We start from the raw sequence: 15,963 nt of genomic DNA, 5'->3' as shown, positions 1-15,963 counted from the left end.
CTAAATTAAAAGAAAAAAAAGCAAAAGCGAAAGCAAAAAAGGCGAAAAAAGCTAAGAAGAATAAAAATAAGAAAAAATAAGACACTTTATGTCATTAAAAAAGTCCCAATCCGAAATATCAGTTGGGACTTTTTTATTAGTTAAAAAATAAAATTATTTTTTAGCAAGTGTAGCGCTCATTTCCATAGAAATTGCAGAACGCTCCATTTTTAATTTTCCAGACATTGTTTCAATTACAACTGTAGTATCTGCAAGCTCCGAAACTTTACCGTGAAGTCCACTTTTAGTGATGATTTTATCACCTATTTTTAATGCGCTTTCAAATTCTTTTTCGTTCTTAGCTTTTTTCTGTTGTGGTCTGATCATAAAGAAATAGATCACTACAAACATTAATAAGAAAGGTGCAAATTGAGTTAACTGTTCCATAATTTTAAATTCTTTTTTTATTATTAGTGTTACATTAAACCGCGACCGGTTTTGTTTAATTTTTTATTGACTTCTAGCTCTTTAACTAAATTATCAAGAATTCCGTTGATAAAAATACTACTTTTTGGTGTAGAATACTCCTTAGCAAGTTCTAAATATTCGTTTAGCGTCACTTTTACTGGAATTGAAGGGAATTTTAAAAATTCACAAATAGCCATTTTTAAAATGATTGTATCTACTTCAGCAATCCTATCACTATCCCAGTTTGGCGTTTTGTCCACAAACTCTTTTGCAAGCTCTGCTTCATTCAAAATTGTTTTTCTAAACAAATCTTTAACGAAAGCCTTATCATCACTATCCTTGTATACTTTAGGCACGCTAAAATTATCATCCATGATAGGTTTCATTGCTTTTAACTGCTTAATGATTTGAGTGTTTACCAATGGTATATCATCAATCCAAGTCAGTTTATCATCTTCCAGATATTCGTACAATTTTTCATTAGGTACAATTACTTCAATGAACAAATCTACAATAAGCTGCTTGTCTTCCTCGAAAGAAGATGCTGGATTACTCATGTAATCCGCATAAAACTTACTTGCTTTTATAGCATTAAGCAACAACAAAATATAGTCGTCATTTAAAGTCCAAGCGTCAATCTTACGTGTTTCCATAGCAATGCTAAGAGAATTGTTTTCGGCAAGAATTTGAAAGATGCTGTTCTTAATGAATTTTTCGTTGGGTTTACGCTCCTCAGGAGTCGCAAGATGCTTAAGACTTGATTTATGTAAAAATTCGGATTCTTTTTTACATATTTCCGATAAGGAAGAAATCATTGTAAGGTATAAATCTTGAATATTGTCGATACTATAAAAAAGAAATTTTTCTTCTTTTTCTAGATTATCTGAACCGTTTTGATGCATTGCATAAATGGACTGCATGACTTTAACGCGAATGTGTCTTCTATTTACCACCTTGTAAGAACTTTTATTAAATTAGTTTGCAAAAATAAGCATTTCCTTTTTCAAAATAAAATTAAAACATCAAATAAAGATTTTGCTGCTAATTTTGTTTCCTTTATACTAAAAAAGTCACAGTTTCCGATGCTATCCTGAAAACTGTGACTATTAACATATTAAAAAAAATTACTTTTTACTGTTCTCTATTTTTCTTTGATCGATGCGGTTTTGGGCAATGGTAAGCGCCGCATGATGCGTCGTAATTCCATTGGCAACAGCATAATCTATAATTTCTAAGGTTGTATTGTAGATGTTTTCTGTTTTGCGCATGATTTCTTCTTTACCATAATGCGCTAATTCAGCATAAACATTAATGATTCCACCGGCATTAATCAAGAAATCCGGAGCATATAAAATACCACGCTCTTGCAAAATCGCACCATGAACATCTTCGTTTGCTAATTGATTGTTAGCAGCACCCGCAATTACTTTTGCTTTTATTTTATGAACTGTCGCGTCATTAATGGTTGCTCCCATTGCACAAGGCGCATAAATATCTACATCAGCTGTATATAAATCAGGTCCTGTGAAAATTTGAGCTTTGTACTTAGTTCCCATTTCATAGAGTTTCTCTTCATTGATATCTGCAATGGTGACAATAGCTCCTTCTTTAGTCAGATAATCTACTAGCGTTTCCCCAACATGACCAATTCCTTGAACCAATATTTTCTTTCCCGTAAGTACATCAGATCCAAATTTATGTTTCGCAGCCGCTTTCATTCCCATGTAAACTCCATAAGCAGTAACAGGTGACGGATTACCTGCTCCTCCTCTTTCTTCAGAAATCCCTGTAACGTAAGGCGTAACATCGCGCACGATATCCATATCCTTCGTCTCCATTCCTACATCTTCTGCAGTGATATATCTTCCGCTTAAACCGTGGACAAATTCTCCAAACTTACGCATCAATTCAGGTGTTTTCTGAGTTTTGGCGTCGCCCATAATAACAGCTTTTCCTCCTCCAATGTTCAGCCCTGTAATTGCTGCTTTAAAAGTCATTCCGCGAGAGAGACGTAACACATCATTCAATGCTTCCCACTCATTAGCATAATTAAACATACGAGTTCCTCCTAAAGCGGGTCCCATAACCGAATTATGAATACCAATAATTGCTTTTAAACCCGTATCTTTGTCGTTGCAAAATACAATTTGTTCGTGATCATCAAATGATAATTGTCCAAAAACGGGATCCATTTTTTGAAGTTCCTTTCCTGTTGTGAAAGTTGCATCCATAGTATTAATTTTTATAGTGATAAAATTATGAATTTGTCAAAAAGACAAGTCAAAATTACACAAAAAATGAATATATATTAATATTATTAATAAAATTTACTGATTCAATAATTCTCCGCAATAAAAGCAAATTGTACAATTAGTAAAAAATTAAAAAAAATCATAAAAATAAAACGATTACCATACAGAATATCTTAAAAAAATGAAAGAATTACTTTATTTAAACAAATACTTCGTCAAATATAAATACAGTTTTTTACTGGGTATTATATTCACAATCATCGCACAAATTTTCATGCTGTTCACCCCTAAATTGATCAGCAGTTCATTTAAAGTAATTGAAGCATTTTCTAAAGACAAGAACATCTCGGCATCTGTTATTCGGGAAGAGTTAATTTCGAACATTCTATTAATCATTGCCACCACTATAATTGCTGGTTTCCTGACTTTCCTGATGAGACAAACACTAATCGTTATGTCCCGTCACATTGAATTTGATCTAAAAAATGAAGTTTTTAGGCAATATGAAAATTTATCCCAGAATTTTTATAAGAGGAACCGCACTGGAGATTTGATGAATCGCATCAGCGAGGATGTTTCAAAAGTGAGAATGTATGTTGGTCCCGCCGTCATGTACTCCATCAATACGATTATCCGTTTTACTATCGTTATTGTCTACATGTATAACGTCTCCCCTCGATTGACATTATACACAATACTTCCGTTGCCTTTATTGTCGTATGGTATTTTCAAACTCAGTTCAGAAATCAATAAAAGAAGTACCATTTTTCAGCAATATTTATCGAAAGTATCGAGTTTCTCCCAAGAAATATTTTCAGGTATCCGAGTAATCAAAGCCTATTCACTAGAAGACCAACACCAAAACAACATGGTGTCCCTAGCTAAAGAAAGCAAAAGTAAAAGTTTAAATTTAGCCAAAGTGCAATCTTTATTCGGCCCATTAATGTTGGCTCTTATAGGAATTAGTAACCTAGTTGTAATTTACTTTGGAGGTTTGATGTATATTGATGGTACAATTAAAAGCATCGGTACAATCGCTGAATTTATTTTGTATGTCAACATGCTTACTTGGCCTGTAGCTTCATTAGGATGGGTTTCATCAATGGTTCAAGAAGCAGAAGCTTCCCAAAAGCGTCTGAATGAATTCCTAAAAATTGAACCGGAAATAAAAAACAACAATCCAAATAAATCAATCATCAACGGTTCGATTTCATTCGAAAATGTAAGCTACACTTATGAAGACACCAACATAAAGGCACTTAAAGGCATCTCTTTTACGGTAAAAAAAGGGGAAACATTAGCAATTCTTGGAAAAACAGGTTCGGGAAAATCAACCATTTTATCATTGATATCACGACTGTATGATGTAACTGATGGGAAAATTACCGTTGACAATCAGGAGATTAGCCTTTTAAATCTTAATGATTTGAGAAACAGTATTGGGATCGTTCCACAAGATGCTTTTCTCTTTTCAGACTCAATTAAGAACAACATCAAATTTGGCAAAGAAGACGCTACCGATGAAGAAGTTATGGCTGCCGCCAAGAGTGCTGTGGTACATGATAATATCGTAGGATTCAAAAAACAATACGATACTGTTCTAGGTGAACGAGGGATTACACTTTCCGGTGGACAAAAACAAAGGGTTTCCATTGCAAGAGCAATCATTAAAAATCCACCAATCTTACTTCTTGATGACTGTTTATCAGCTGTCGATACAGAAACCGAAGAAACTATCCTGAATAACCTAAACGAGATCTGTAAAGATAAAACAACCATTATTGTAAGCCACAGAGTTTCCTCTGCCAAGAATGCCAATAAGATTATCATTATAGACGAAGGTAAAATTATTCAACAAGGATCTCATAACCAGTTAGTAAATCAAGAAGGCTATTATGCTTCTTTATATTTAAAACAACTTTCAGAAAAAGAATTGCTGTAATTGTTGTTTAATACATATATTTTTATGATTTTTGATTGCGATTTAACAACCATAAATTGAGAGAAAGGATTATGAGAGAAAATGACATGTTAGAAAAAGAAGAGATATTTTCTAAAGTTTTACGTGCTGGAAGAAGAACCTACTTCTTTGATGTAAGAGCGACAAAAGCAGATGATTATTATATTACGATTACGGAGAGCAAAAAATTTACGGAAGAAGATGGATCGTTTCACTTCAAAAAACATAAAATATATTTGTATAAAGAAGATTTTTCTGCTTTCGCCGAAATTCTTGCAGATATGACTTCTTATGTTTTGAACCATAAAGGTGAAGAAGTAATTTCAGAGAGACATCAGAAAGATTTCAAAAAAGAATACGCTACTGAAAAAGTAACCGCAGATGAAGCGTTGCCAAACATATCTACTTTTACAGATATTGATTTTGATGATATTTAATTTATAAATATGAACTAAACACTTTACTTACTTAAGCAAAAAGTCCAAAAATCAAACGGTTTTTGGACTTTTTACATAGTTACAAAACCCTTTTACAACTAAAAAATTATAGTATCCATGCAGGAGATTTTAATGAAATACACAGACAAATACGCTGAACTTATCATCCCATGGCTATTAACCAGCGGACTTAAAATCGTATTTATTATCATAGGTTCTTTAATTCTAAATAAAGTTATTATAACCTTTATCGAAAAAGCAGTGCGAATTGCCGTAAGACCTGATGGAATTTCTTCTAAAGATGCCGAGGAAAAAAGAGAAAATACGCTAATCCAGATCTTTACCACTACCTCTAAAATTGGATTACTGACCATTTCTGGTTTGATGGTCCTTCAAGAATTTGGAGTCGAGATCGCCCCTATCTTGGCCGCAGCCGGAATTGTCGGCTTGGCATTTGGTTTTGGAGGTCAATATCTTATCAGAGATATTATTTCCGGTCTTTTTATTATTCTCGAAAATCAATACCGCGTGGGTGATATCGTGAAGTTTGACAACGCAGGTGGTACTGTTGAAGAGATCAGTTTGAGAAAAACAACTTTAAGAGACTTAGACGGAACCGTTCACCACATTCCTCATGGCGAAATAAAAAAAGTATCAAATCTTTCCAAGGATTTCAGTCGAATAAACTTAGACATTGGCGTGGGATATGGATCTAATTTAGAACACGTTATCGGAGTAATAAACAAAGTCGGAACCGAACTTTCCACTGATCCTTTATGGGAAAATTACATTATCCTCTCTCCCCAATTTTTACGCGTTAATGATTTTGCAGATTCTTCCATTATGCTAAAAATATTAGGAGAAACATTACCAAGCAAGCAATGGGAAGTGACCGGAGAGCTGCGCAAAAGACTAAAAATTGCCTTTGACAATGAAGGAATAGAAATTCCATTTCCGCAAGTGGTGATGCACCGACCAAAAGGTGTTGAAGAAGCCAAAGTTAAAAATGACGCCAACGAAATTCAAAAATCGTAATCGCATTCATTTAGGAAACTAATTTGACCCAATAAAAGCATGATTTTAAAAGTCTGAAAGTCTTATGATTTTCAGACTTTTTATTTACATTTATGCAACATAACTTTCAATCTCTCCTGTTTTGAAAAACATCAGTCGCACCGTCTGGATTTTATCTTTAATAAGCTTATTTACAGACACGGCCAGTGAAATGCTATATCCCATAATGCCGATTTATTTAAAGTCAATTGGTTTCTCCATTGTGCTTATTGGGATTCTTGAAGGTGTTGCCGAAGCTACTGCTGGATTAAGTAAAGGCTATTTTGGAAAGCGTTCAGATGTGAGCGGAAAAAGAGTTAAGTTTGTTCAACTAGGTTATACATTTAGCGCTATTTCAAAGCCTATGATGGCATTATTCGTTTATCCGCTATGGATTTTCTTTGCGCGAACAATCGACCGTTTTGGAAAAGGAATCCGAACTGGAGCAAGAGACGCCATGCTTTCTGACGAAGCAACTGCGCAAACCAAAGGAAAAATATTTGGTTTTCATCGTTCTATGGATACATTGGGCGCTGTCTTGGGTCCATCATTAGCATTGCTATACCTCTACTTTTATCCTGAGAATTACATTGCCCTATTTTACATTGCGTTCATTCCAGGACTTTTTGCCATAGGCGCTACCTTTTTGTTAAAAGACAGAAAAAGAACCAACACAATAGAAAAAAAAGCAACTCCTTTCTTCTCGTTTCTAGACTATTGGAAAGTAAGCCCTCCTATGTACCGCAAGGTCGTTATCGGACTTTTAGCTTTCACATTATTTAACAGCTCCGATGTTTTCCTTCTACTTAAAGCTAAGGAATCTGGATTAAGTGATACGCTGGTTATTGGTGTTTATATTTTTTACAATCTCGTTTATGCTTTATTTGCTTTCCCAATAGGAATCTTGGCCGATAAAATTGGGCTAAAGAAAATGCTGATTTTTGGAATAGGGATTTTCTCTATTGTCTATTTTGGCATGGGATTCAACCAAAATATTTATGTTTTCGCTGGACTTTTTGCGCTTTATGGAATCTACGCTGCCGCAACGGAAGGTATATCCAAGGCGTGGCTCAGTAATATTTCAAACGAAAAGGACACCGCGACCGCTATCGGAACCTATTCTGCTTTTCAAAGTTTTTTCACTATGCTCGCCAGTTCCATGGCGGGAGTTATTTGGTATCAGTTTGGAGCGAATGCTACATTTATAGTGACCGCATTTGCTAGTGTTTTAATTGGTCTTTATTTTTTTTTCATGACTACCGAAAAAGCATAATTTGAATATTTATGCTCTGATTACACTTTTTGTCTCATAAACCATTGTCTCTAAAAGGTATACTACAACTAAAAATCTTATATTTGAGTGGCAATATTTATTCACAAAACTATGTCTATAAAAATTAATATTCCCGATAACATCATCGGCTTGACTGATGAGGAAGTTCAAGCTTCAAGGAAAAAATTTGGTCAGAACAAACAAATTCACAAACAAAAGCACAAATGGTGGATAGCTCTTTTTGACTTGTTCAAAGAGCCCATGTTGCTATTATTGATAGCCGTAGCAATCATTTATTTTATCATGGGGCAAAATAATGAAGCTTATTTTATGCTTGCTGCAATAGTGGCAGTCTCTGGAATTTCTTTTTACCAAGATAACCGCAGTCGGATTGCGATGGAAGCTTTAGAAAAATTGAATGAGCCCCTGAGTACGGTCTTGCGAAATGGAGAACCTACAAGAATACCCACTGCAGCAATTGTTATCGATGATCTTGTAGTAGCTGCGGAAGGAAACACAATTAATGCAGATGGCGAAATTATACACAGTAATGATTTTTCAGTTAATGAATCCCTATTGACCGGCGAACCGTATGCTGTTTTCAAATCAGAAAAAACAGAGCTAAAATCTGTTTTCAGTGGTACCTTGGTCGCCTCTGGTTTAGCGGTTTACCGAGTAACCAAAATTGGCTCTAATACAGAAGTTGGTAAATTAGGCAGTTCGTTACAAAACATCAAAGAAACATCTACCCCATTACAAGTTCAGATTCAAAAATTTGTAAAAGTAATGGCCATTATGGGTATTGCTGTTTTCTTATTAGTTTGGGGCGTCTATTTTTGGAAAACACATAATGTATTAACCAGTTTACTTAAAGGACTAACCCTAGCGATGTCCATTCTTCCAGAGGAAATACCAGTGGCATTTACGACTTTCATGGCCTTGGGGTCTTGGCGATTAATGAAAGAAGGTGTTATAGTCAAAAAAATCAGAACGGTAGAAACCTTGGGAAGTGCCACTACCATTTGTACGGATAAAACAGGAACGCTGACTCAAAACAAAATGAGTCTGCAATCCGTTTACGCTTTTAGCAGCGGCAAATTATACGAAAATGAGCAATGGGATACGGAAGATGCTAAAAAAGTTATTGAAATTGCAATGTGGGCTAGCGAACCTGTGCCTTTTGATCCGATGGAAAAAACGGTGCATGAGGCATATGAAAAAACGACAACCATCGATACACGTAGACAATTTTCCATGGCACATGAATACCCGCTTGACGGGAAACCGCCGATGATGACTCATGTGTTTGAAAATAAGGAAGGGAAACGCATTATTGCAGCCAAAGGTGGACCTGAAACGATTATAAAGGTATCCAACCTCAGCACGGAAAAACAAGAACAAATTAATGATACAATTAGTACACTGGCATCCAAAGGGTATCGCATCCTTGGTGTTGCTTATTCTGATTATTCCGAAACCAGTTACCCAAATGACCAACAGGAATTACCTTTTCATTTCGTAGGGTTGGTGGTGTTTTACGATCCTCCTAAAGCGAACATAAACAGTGTCATTCAAAAATTCTATGAAGCGGGCATCCGAGTAAAAGTTATAACAGGAGATAACAGCTTAACCACAAAGGCCATTGCTGAAAAAGCAGGAATTAAAAATACCGAAAGTGTTATGGAAGGAGAGCAGCTCATGAAACTGAATGAAGTCGAAATGCTAAAAGCCATTCATGATACCACTCTTTTGACCCGCATGTTTCCAGAAGCTAAACTGGCCGTTGTAAATGCCTTAAAAAAAGACAAGCAAGTGGTAGCAATGGTAGGCGATGGCGTAAATGACGGCCCTGCATTGAAGGCCTCAAATATTGGCGTCGCCATGGGAAAAAAGGGAACTGAAATCGCAAAAGAAGCCGCAGATCTTATTTTGGTAGATGATGATTTATCAAAAATGATTATCGCGGTAGCTGCAGGACGTCGCATCTATTCCAATCTTAAAAAAGCTATACGGTATATCGTTTCCATTCATATTCCTATCATATTGACCGTGTCCTTACCCTTGTTTCTGGGATGGATTTATCCTGATATTTTCACGCCTGTTCACGTCATTTTCTTAGAATTAGTGATGGGTCCCATGTGTTCCATTGTGTATGAAAATGAACCCGCTGAAAAAAATAGTATGCAACAAGTACCTAGACCTATAGGCAGCACCTTTTTATCGTTAAAAGAATTAGGAATAAGCATCGTGCAAGGAATTGGGATTACCATAGGAATTTTATTTGTGTACCAATGGACCGTACAAAATGGAGGTAACGAACAACTGACACGAACAATGGTGTTTACCACTTTAGTTTTTTCGAATGTGATTCTGTCATTGGTAAACCGTTCATTCTATTATTCTGTTTTCGCCTCCTTGAAAAATAAAAACAACATGATGGTAATTGCCAATTCGCTGACCCTGATTTTCCTAGCCGTGATTGTATACATAAGTCCAATTGCCCGTTTCTTTGACGTTCTTCCGTTACAACCCCATCAAATTGCATTTTGTATTGGTGTAAGTGGCGTTTCGGTGCTTTGGATTGAGATTTGGAAATGGAACAAGCGAAACAATAACAAACAATCAAACGAAATATAAAAATGATGAAAAACCCAATAGTATCTGTAGCCTGGCTTCATGAACACCTTCAAGACCCTGAATTAATTATTCTGGATGCTATTTTGGAAATGCCACCTGAGGATATCCAAATAAAAGGAGCCAGAACTTTTGACATTAAAAACAAGTTTAGCGATACCAATAGTCCGCTACCCAATACAGTACCAAATCCAGAAGCCTTTGCGACAGCCTGCCAAAAACTAGGCATTCACAATGGCAGTAAAATAGTGGTTTATGATACCAAAGGGATTTATTCGAGCCCTAGAGCTTGGTGGCTTTTTAAAGTCATGGGACACGAAAAAGTTTGGGTTCTCGATGGTGGTTTACCTGCTTGGATAAAGGAAGGCTATCCCACTGAAAAAAGACAGGAAAAATCATATGAAAAAGGGAATTTTACTGCAAATTTCCAATCTCAGCTGTTTAAAACTAAAGAACAAATTTTAGAAAACATACAGTCTAAAGAAGCCTTGCTTGTCGATGCACGATCCACGGACCGCTTTTTTGCAGAAACGGAAGAGCCCAGAGCAGGATTGAGAAGCGGACACATTCCCGGTTCGATAAATATTCCCTATACCCAAGTCCTAAAAGACGGGAAATTTTTGCTCAAAGAAGAATTAAAAAAAATTCTCCCATTGCAGGACAAACCGCTATTGTTCACTTGTGGATCTGGTGTAACGGCTTGCATAGATTTGATCGCCTACGAACTGGTTTCAGATAACCCCAAAGCAATTTATGATGGTTCTTGGACCGAATGGGGACAAGAAGAAAATTTACCGATTGAGAAATAGAGAGTTAGAATTATGAGTGAAAAAGGCAGTAACAAATTAGACAATCCCATTTGGCATTCGTTATCAGAAAGTCACAAAGAATATGCAATAACCTATGACGATACTCAGTTTTACGATCCTGAATATTGCCCTTTTGGAGCTACACTAAATACTAAAAAGAGTTCCAATGCCATTGCCCAATATTCTAATTTATCCGATAATTTTTTTATTGTCGGCGAAAAGCCAGAAATCCCCGCTACTTTAAAAATAGCGAATGAATTGGTTTGTCTACAAATGATGATTAGGGAACCAATAGACATTCCGATTATCGACACTATTATAAAACTAGAAGAAAGTCACAGAGAAGATCTTCTCGGATTAGTCAAAATAGTCTATCCTGAATATTTTAAATCTAAAACAGCCACATTAGGGAACTATTATGGTATTTACAAAGACAGCCAACTGGTCGCTGTTACTGGTGAGCGAATGCAAATGAATACTTTTATTGAAGTCAGTGCGGTAATTACACATCCCAATTACCTTGGAAAAGGATATGCAAAACAGCTGGTAGCGCATACCGCAAATACAATTTTGAATCAAAATAAAACCGCTTTCTTGCACGTATATGAAAAAAACTTTGGCGCTATTAAATTATACGAAAAACTAGGATTTGAGACGAGACGAAAAATCAGTTTTTGGAACATCACTAGAAACGAATAACAGAAGTTGGCTAAACCCAACTTTGTTTAAAATTACTTTTTCTAAATTCGGCACTATTAAAAAGTATCAAACATTAAACACTATAACGCTATGAAAAGCATAAAAACCTTCCTTTTTCCTTTCTTATTAATTGTTCTTCTTCTTTCCGCCTGCTCTTCGAAGCAAATTTCTACCCGCGAAAAAGAGTATACCTACACTCCAGACGACCAAGAATTGTACGACGAAATTATCGGTATGGACAGTACTTTTTTCCATGCCTACAACAATTGCGACATGAACAAACAGGCAGCAATCTATGGGGACAGCCTAGAATTTTATCATGACAAAGGCGGTTTGATGACTTCAAAACAAGAAATTTTGGATGCCACGAAAAGAAATATCTGTGGCAAAGTAACCAGAGAACTGGTAAAAGGAAGTATTGAAGTGTATCCGATCAAAGATTATGGCGCCGTGGAAATAGGATTGCACAAATTTCACAACAATCAGGAGCTAACCGGAACTCCCTCAAAAGTAAGCAAGTTTATAATAATGTGGCAGCATAAAAATACGGAATGGCACATTGCAAAGGTGATTAGCCTACATTAACAACACAAAATAGCTGCCTTCATAAAAAGCAGCTATTTCGTTTTTTATAACCATCAGCTTATTTTTTATACAAGCCTATCAGTTCCCCAGAGGAAATAATATGTGGTTTCATTGCTGCCGTAAGTTCTTTTTCATTGGTACTTGGTGGCAACGCACTCAGTTTACTGTCCAAAGCATATACTTTAAAATGATAATGATGTGTTCCGCTTGGAGGGCAAGGACCTGTATATCTATTTTCTCCCATGGTATTTCTGCCTTGGATGCCTGGAACGCTATCTTCTTCAACAATTCTTTCGGGTAGAATATCCCATACCAACCAATGGCAATAGATGCCGGAAGGGGAATCTGGATCGTCCACAATGATAGCTAGGCTTTTTGTGTTTGCAGGAATCTCCTCGATCATCAGTTCCGGGTTGATGTTCAACCCATCACAGGTATATTGTGAAGGAATCATTTCGTTGTTATTAAAAGCAGCGCTTTTTACAACTAAGGTTGTACTTATTGTTGTTGCCATGATAAATAGTTTAATAAGGTTTATATCTGTTTTTTTGATCGACTGTCAATTACTGCCGTGCAGTGTATATTACAAAATGACAATACTACTCTCTATGCGCCAATTCATGTTCATGGCACATCTCTGCGCATTTACGGCAGGCCTCAGCACATTTTTTACAATGCTCCATTTGCGGGTATTTTTCGCACTCAGAGGCACATCGTTCACACATCACTAAAGTTGTTTTTAAAAAAATATCGATATTCTCTGATTTTCGTTCTAATACTTGTGCAGTCAAACGACATAAATCAGCACAATCCTGATCGTGCATCATACAGGCACTCATATCCATTTCCTTTTCTAATTGGCATGCATCATAACAATGTGTGCATTGTGCAGCACAAAATTGCAATACCTCAATCATTTTTTGCTTTTCCATTGTAATTGGTTTTTAGATTTATATTGTTCTTTCTATTTTATACTCCAAACGGGAATGTTTCCGGCATTTGATTTCCATCCGGTTTTGTGTGTAGCGGGTGCAATGCCGATGTTTCGTCCAAATAAATGAAGGCATTATAGCGATAGGGAATCTTGCTTGGTACATAATTGCCAAAATGCTCGTATTGTGGTCGATACACGACGCCTATGGCACGATGCCCAAATTCCCGCTCTCCAAGGTGCTCTTTCATTGATTCGGTCATGAACACAATCCTGTCTTTAGCCTCAAGTTTGTGTAATTCATATTCCCAACTATGCTTTACCGCTTCCGGAATCCTCATAACCTGCATGACATCGCCCCACTCCCGACCGGCAATAACAGTCCCCTGATAGGAGCCGAAGCCTACAGAAAACACCTCTTCCGGTTTGTGCTCTTCGTTTATGATTTGCCCTACATTTACTGTTCCGTCGTCAGCCATATCTGTAGCCCGCGCATCACCAATATGAGTATTGTGTTCCCAGATAATTCCTTTAGCCTCTGCGCCATGAAATTCCATGAGGTTTTCTAAAGTATGAACCATATGACGATCCCGAATATTCCAGGATTTTGGCCCTGCAGTTACCATTGCGCGATAGTACCGTTCTGCGTTAACAATTACCTGTGCATTTTGTCTGACGTTCATAATATCTTCGGGATCGCCATTATGAGTGGGAATATGCCTCCTTATTTTTGTCAGCAGATTAACCACTTCATCTTCGCAAGACAACGCAACCATCCGTGCCGCCCGTGCATATTCCTGCCCTTCGCCTCTGCTGTAGGGTTCAAAACAATTGAAGGCATCTAAGGCGGCCTTTCTAGTTGTGGGATCTTTTTCTTCTAAATATTTAATAACCTCATCAAAGGATTCCCAAAGACTGTAGACATCTAAACCATAAAACCCTACTTTATGCCCCTTAGACTGACTGTCATTATGTGCCCGAAGCCATTCTCCCAAGGCGACCGTTTCCCAGTTGGCCCACATCCAGGTCGGCCATCTATTGAAAGAGTGAAGAACATCTAAAGCAGAATCCCCAGAGTCAGGATAATTTTTTACATAGCGGTTCAGCTTATAACAATCAGGCCAGTCCCCTTCCACTGCAATAAATGAAAACCCTTTTTTTTCTATTAATTTTTTGCTGATTTTCATGCGCCAAGTGTAATATTCATGTGTTCCATGAGAGGCTTCCCCCAACAATACATATTTAGCATCGCCAATTTTTTCAATTAGTTTATCGAGATCACGCTCTTCATTTAATTCTATTGAATTATCAACAATTAACTTTCTCACATCGAGAATTTCAGGTGGTTTATGTTTTGAGTCAGACATTTCCATACTATTCTACATATTTAAGTCCTTTATTAGGATGGTTACAAATCAATTTCAGAAGCGTAAAAAGTGTAGGTAACCCTAATAGCAGTTAACGATAATTACTACTATTGTATAAATAACTCAGCTGCACAGCCGTTATTTTTATACCAAGGAATGATTACTCATCAGTCGATTGCTAATTAATTAAGCGAAAAAATATTTGGGGCGAAAAAAATACTAGATCAATCAAGTCTATAGTGAAGTTACAAATAAATTTTGATTCAAATAACTGATTAATAACATATTAACATTTTTATAATTAAAGTTTTAACTACAAAAATGTTAAGTATTAATAGAAGTAAGTAGGATGATCTTTACTATGTATTTTAAGATATACATTCGAAAGGAGGAATATAATTATTAACCTATTCGGAGCCCATTTTCAATTTTAAAGTCGGGAGCTAGAAGAATCACATCTCCTTCTTCTCCTACTGCGCCAAGCACGAGACATTCGCTCATGAATTTGCCAATTTGCTTTTTTGGAAAATTAATTACGGCAACAATCTGGCGGTGGAGTAAATCGGTATTGGAATAGCGCTTGGTAATTTGTGCCGAGGTTTTTCTTATTCCGATACTTTCTCCAAAATCTATGGTGAGTTGGTAAGCCGGTTTTCGGGCCTCCGGAAAATCATTAACTTCCACGATGGTGCCCACGTGCATTGCCACTCTTTCAAATTCTTGCCAAGTTAAATTATTCTCCATCTTAAATTTTGGTTTTATTCCAATGAATTATAAAAACTAAAAATAATCATTTCAGACTAAAAGCAATCCTTTTTTCTTAACTTTAAACCCTGTAATTATAAAAAAACATCAATGTCACGAACCCCATCAAATATGGTCGCCCTGGGAACGAAGGCTCCCGAATTTTATCTGAAAAACATGAAATCTGGAACAGAGTCGTTTTCTTTTTCCGATTTAAAAGGAGAAAAAGGAACGTTAATCCTATTCATTTGCAATCACTGTCCATTTGTGCTTCATGTGATTGAAGAGGTCGTTATGATTGCTAATGACTATCGTGTACAGGGACTTGGTGTTGTCACGATTTCGAGCAATGATGTAGTGAATTATCCGCAGGATTCGCCAGAACTTATGACGGAATTTGCTTTCGAAAATAATTTTGAATTCCCTTATTTATATGATGAAACACAGGAAGTAGCTAAAGCGTACCATGCTGCCTGTACCCCTGACTTCTTTTTATATGACAGCCAGGATAAATTAGTCTATCGCGGTCAACTTGATGACAGCAGACCAGGAAATGGTATTCACCTTAGCGGTAACGATTTGCGCGGGGCAATTGACAGCGTTATTTACAATCGTACGATGAACCCCAATCAGAAACCGAGCATTGGGTGTAATATAAAATGGAAATAAGGTTAGAGGTTAGATAAAAAATCGATAGTCACTTCTACTATTTTTGGTGTGAAAATTTAAAAAAAAAGATCCTATTTAGCTAAAAGATATCAATTAGCTTCGT

The 15,963-nt window shown here is 36.4% G+C and carries 16 protein-coding genes; 9 read left to right on the top strand and 7 right to left on the bottom strand.

Annotated features, from left to right (window positions below; genetic code table 11):
* Positions 1-153: 153 nt before the first annotated feature.
* The 3 genes from yajC to AC4PRO_RS08395 all read right to left on the bottom strand — a co-directional run bounded on the left by yajC (position 154) and on the right by AC4PRO_RS08395 (position 2,678).
* A complete protein-coding gene (gene yajC, locus AC4PRO_RS08405) occupies positions 154-426 on the bottom strand; it encodes a preprotein translocase subunit YajC (protein WP_492117025.1) in 273 nt (90 codons plus the stop codon).
* A 29-nt stretch (positions 427-455) separates the two neighbouring features.
* The gene (gene nusB, locus AC4PRO_RS08400) at positions 456-1,367 is read right to left on the bottom strand and encodes a transcription antitermination factor NusB (RefSeq protein WP_492117096.1); all 912 of its coding nucleotides are present in this window, start codon (positions 1,365-1,367) and stop codon (positions 456-458) included.
* A gap of 204 nt (positions 1,368-1,571) precedes the next feature.
* The gene (locus AC4PRO_RS08395) at positions 1,572-2,678 is read right to left on the bottom strand and encodes a Glu/Leu/Phe/Val family dehydrogenase (protein ID WP_492117024.1); all 1,107 of its coding nucleotides are present in this window, start codon (positions 2,676-2,678) and stop codon (positions 1,572-1,574) included.
* 202 nt (positions 2,679-2,880) lie between these two features.
* On the opposite strand from AC4PRO_RS08395, the gene AC4PRO_RS08390 reads away from it, so the two are divergent.
* The 8 genes from AC4PRO_RS08390 to AC4PRO_RS08355 all read left to right on the top strand — a co-directional run bounded on the left by AC4PRO_RS08390 (position 2,881) and on the right by AC4PRO_RS08355 (position 12,149).
* A complete protein-coding gene (locus AC4PRO_RS08390) occupies positions 2,881-4,641 on the top strand; it encodes an ABC transporter ATP-binding protein (RefSeq protein WP_492117023.1) in 1,761 nt (586 codons plus the stop codon).
* 71 nt (positions 4,642-4,712) lie between these two features.
* A complete protein-coding gene (locus AC4PRO_RS08385; protein ID WP_492117022.1) occupies positions 4,713-5,096 on the top strand; it encodes a PUR family DNA/RNA-binding protein in 384 nt (127 codons plus the stop codon).
* Between the two features lie 117 nt (positions 5,097-5,213).
* A complete protein-coding gene (locus tag AC4PRO_RS08380) occupies positions 5,214-6,131 on the top strand; it encodes a mechanosensitive ion channel family protein (protein WP_492117021.1) in 918 nt (305 codons plus the stop codon).
* A 121-nt stretch (positions 6,132-6,252) separates the two neighbouring features.
* Positions 6,253-7,422 (top strand): MFS transporter, encoded by a 1,170-nt coding sequence (locus tag AC4PRO_RS08375; protein WP_492117020.1) that lies wholly within the window; start codon positions 6,253-6,255, stop codon positions 7,420-7,422.
* 111 nt (positions 7,423-7,533) lie between these two features.
* Complete coding sequence (locus tag AC4PRO_RS08370) at positions 7,534-10,059, top strand: cation-translocating P-type ATPase (RefSeq protein WP_492117019.1); 2,526 nt, start codon at positions 7,534-7,536, stop codon at positions 10,057-10,059.
* A 2-nt stretch (positions 10,060-10,061) separates the two neighbouring features.
* Entirely contained in the window at positions 10,062-10,865 is an 804-nt protein-coding gene (locus tag AC4PRO_RS08365; RefSeq protein WP_492117018.1) for a sulfurtransferase, read from the top strand.
* Between the two features lie 12 nt (positions 10,866-10,877).
* On the top strand, positions 10,878-11,564 hold the full coding sequence (locus AC4PRO_RS08360; protein ID WP_492117017.1) for a GNAT family N-acetyltransferase: 687 nt from the start codon (positions 10,878-10,880) through the stop codon (positions 11,562-11,564).
* A gap of 90 nt (positions 11,565-11,654) precedes the next feature.
* On the top strand, positions 11,655-12,149 hold the full coding sequence (locus AC4PRO_RS08355) for a nuclear transport factor 2 family protein (protein WP_492117016.1): 495 nt from the start codon (positions 11,655-11,657) through the stop codon (positions 12,147-12,149).
* A 58-nt stretch (positions 12,150-12,207) separates the two neighbouring features.
* Here the strand turns inward: AC4PRO_RS08355 and AC4PRO_RS08350 are convergent, their stop codons facing one another.
* From AC4PRO_RS08350 to AC4PRO_RS08335, 4 genes are all read right to left on the bottom strand, one after another.
* A complete protein-coding gene (locus tag AC4PRO_RS08350; RefSeq protein ID WP_492117015.1) occupies positions 12,208-12,663 on the bottom strand; it encodes a YbhB/YbcL family Raf kinase inhibitor-like protein in 456 nt (151 codons plus the stop codon).
* A gap of 85 nt (positions 12,664-12,748) precedes the next feature.
* Positions 12,749-13,081, bottom strand: a complete 333-nt coding sequence (locus AC4PRO_RS08345; RefSeq protein ID WP_074723938.1) for a four-helix bundle copper-binding protein — start codon at positions 13,079-13,081, stop codon at positions 12,749-12,751.
* Between the two features lie 37 nt (positions 13,082-13,118).
* Positions 13,119-14,453, bottom strand: a complete 1,335-nt coding sequence (locus AC4PRO_RS08340; protein WP_492117014.1) for an erythromycin esterase family protein — start codon at positions 14,451-14,453, stop codon at positions 13,119-13,121.
* 396 nt (positions 14,454-14,849) lie between these two features.
* Entirely contained in the window at positions 14,850-15,191 is a 342-nt protein-coding gene (locus tag AC4PRO_RS08335) for a tRNA-binding protein (protein ID WP_074723939.1), read from the bottom strand.
* A gap of 111 nt (positions 15,192-15,302) precedes the next feature.
* Here AC4PRO_RS08335 and AC4PRO_RS08330 point away from each other — a divergent pair, with 111 nt between their 5' ends.
* Complete coding sequence (locus tag AC4PRO_RS08330) at positions 15,303-15,860, top strand: thioredoxin family protein (RefSeq protein ID WP_492117013.1); 558 nt, start codon at positions 15,303-15,305, stop codon at positions 15,858-15,860.
* Positions 15,861-15,963 lie beyond the last annotated feature (103 nt).

Source organism: Flavobacterium sp. DW-iso2, from assembly GCF_058725285.1.
The sequence above is the reverse complement of the archived record's forward strand: the minus strand, read 5'-3'. Positions and strand labels throughout refer to the sequence as shown.

What these genes read in the sequence shown, in the direction of transcription:
- AC4PRO_RS08380 (WP_492117021.1), top strand. Translation starts at nt 5,214, where the DNA reads ATGCAGGAGATTTTAATGAAATACACAGACAAATACGCTGAACTTATC.
- AC4PRO_RS08340 (WP_492117014.1), bottom strand. Translation starts at nt 14,453, where the DNA reads ATGGAAATGTCTGACTCAAAACATAAACCACCTGAAATTCTCGATGTG.
- AC4PRO_RS08355 (WP_492117016.1), top strand. Translation starts at nt 11,655, where the DNA reads ATGAAAAGCATAAAAACCTTCCTTTTTCCTTTCTTATTAATTGTTCTT.
- AC4PRO_RS08395 (WP_492117024.1), bottom strand. Translation starts at nt 2,678, where the DNA reads ATGGATGCAACTTTCACAACAGGAAAGGAACTTCAAAAAATGGATCCC.
- AC4PRO_RS08335 (WP_074723939.1), bottom strand. Translation starts at nt 15,191, where the DNA reads ATGGAGAATAATTTAACTTGGCAAGAATTTGAAAGAGTGGCAATGCAC.
- AC4PRO_RS08350 (WP_492117015.1), bottom strand. Translation starts at nt 12,663, where the DNA reads ATGGCAACAACAATAAGTACAACCTTAGTTGTAAAAAGCGCTGCTTTT.
- AC4PRO_RS08360 (WP_492117017.1), top strand. Translation starts at nt 10,878, where the DNA reads ATGAGTGAAAAAGGCAGTAACAAATTAGACAATCCCATTTGGCATTCG.
- AC4PRO_RS08330 (WP_492117013.1), top strand. Translation starts at nt 15,303, where the DNA reads ATGTCACGAACCCCATCAAATATGGTCGCCCTGGGAACGAAGGCTCCC.
- nusB (WP_492117096.1), bottom strand. Translation starts at nt 1,367, where the DNA reads ATGCAGTCCATTTATGCAATGCATCAAAACGGTTCAGATAATCTAGAA.
- yajC (WP_492117025.1), bottom strand. Translation starts at nt 426, where the DNA reads ATGGAACAGTTAACTCAATTTGCACCTTTCTTATTAATGTTTGTAGTG.
- AC4PRO_RS08365 (WP_492117018.1), top strand. Translation starts at nt 10,062, where the DNA reads ATGATGAAAAACCCAATAGTATCTGTAGCCTGGCTTCATGAACACCTT.
- AC4PRO_RS08345 (WP_074723938.1), bottom strand. Translation starts at nt 13,081, where the DNA reads ATGGAAAAGCAAAAAATGATTGAGGTATTGCAATTTTGTGCTGCACAA.
- AC4PRO_RS08370 (WP_492117019.1), top strand. Translation starts at nt 7,534, where the DNA reads ATGTCTATAAAAATTAATATTCCCGATAACATCATCGGCTTGACTGAT.
- AC4PRO_RS08385 (WP_492117022.1), top strand. Translation starts at nt 4,713, where the DNA reads ATGAGAGAAAATGACATGTTAGAAAAAGAAGAGATATTTTCTAAAGTT.
- AC4PRO_RS08390 (WP_492117023.1), top strand. Translation starts at nt 2,881, where the DNA reads ATGAAAGAATTACTTTATTTAAACAAATACTTCGTCAAATATAAATAC.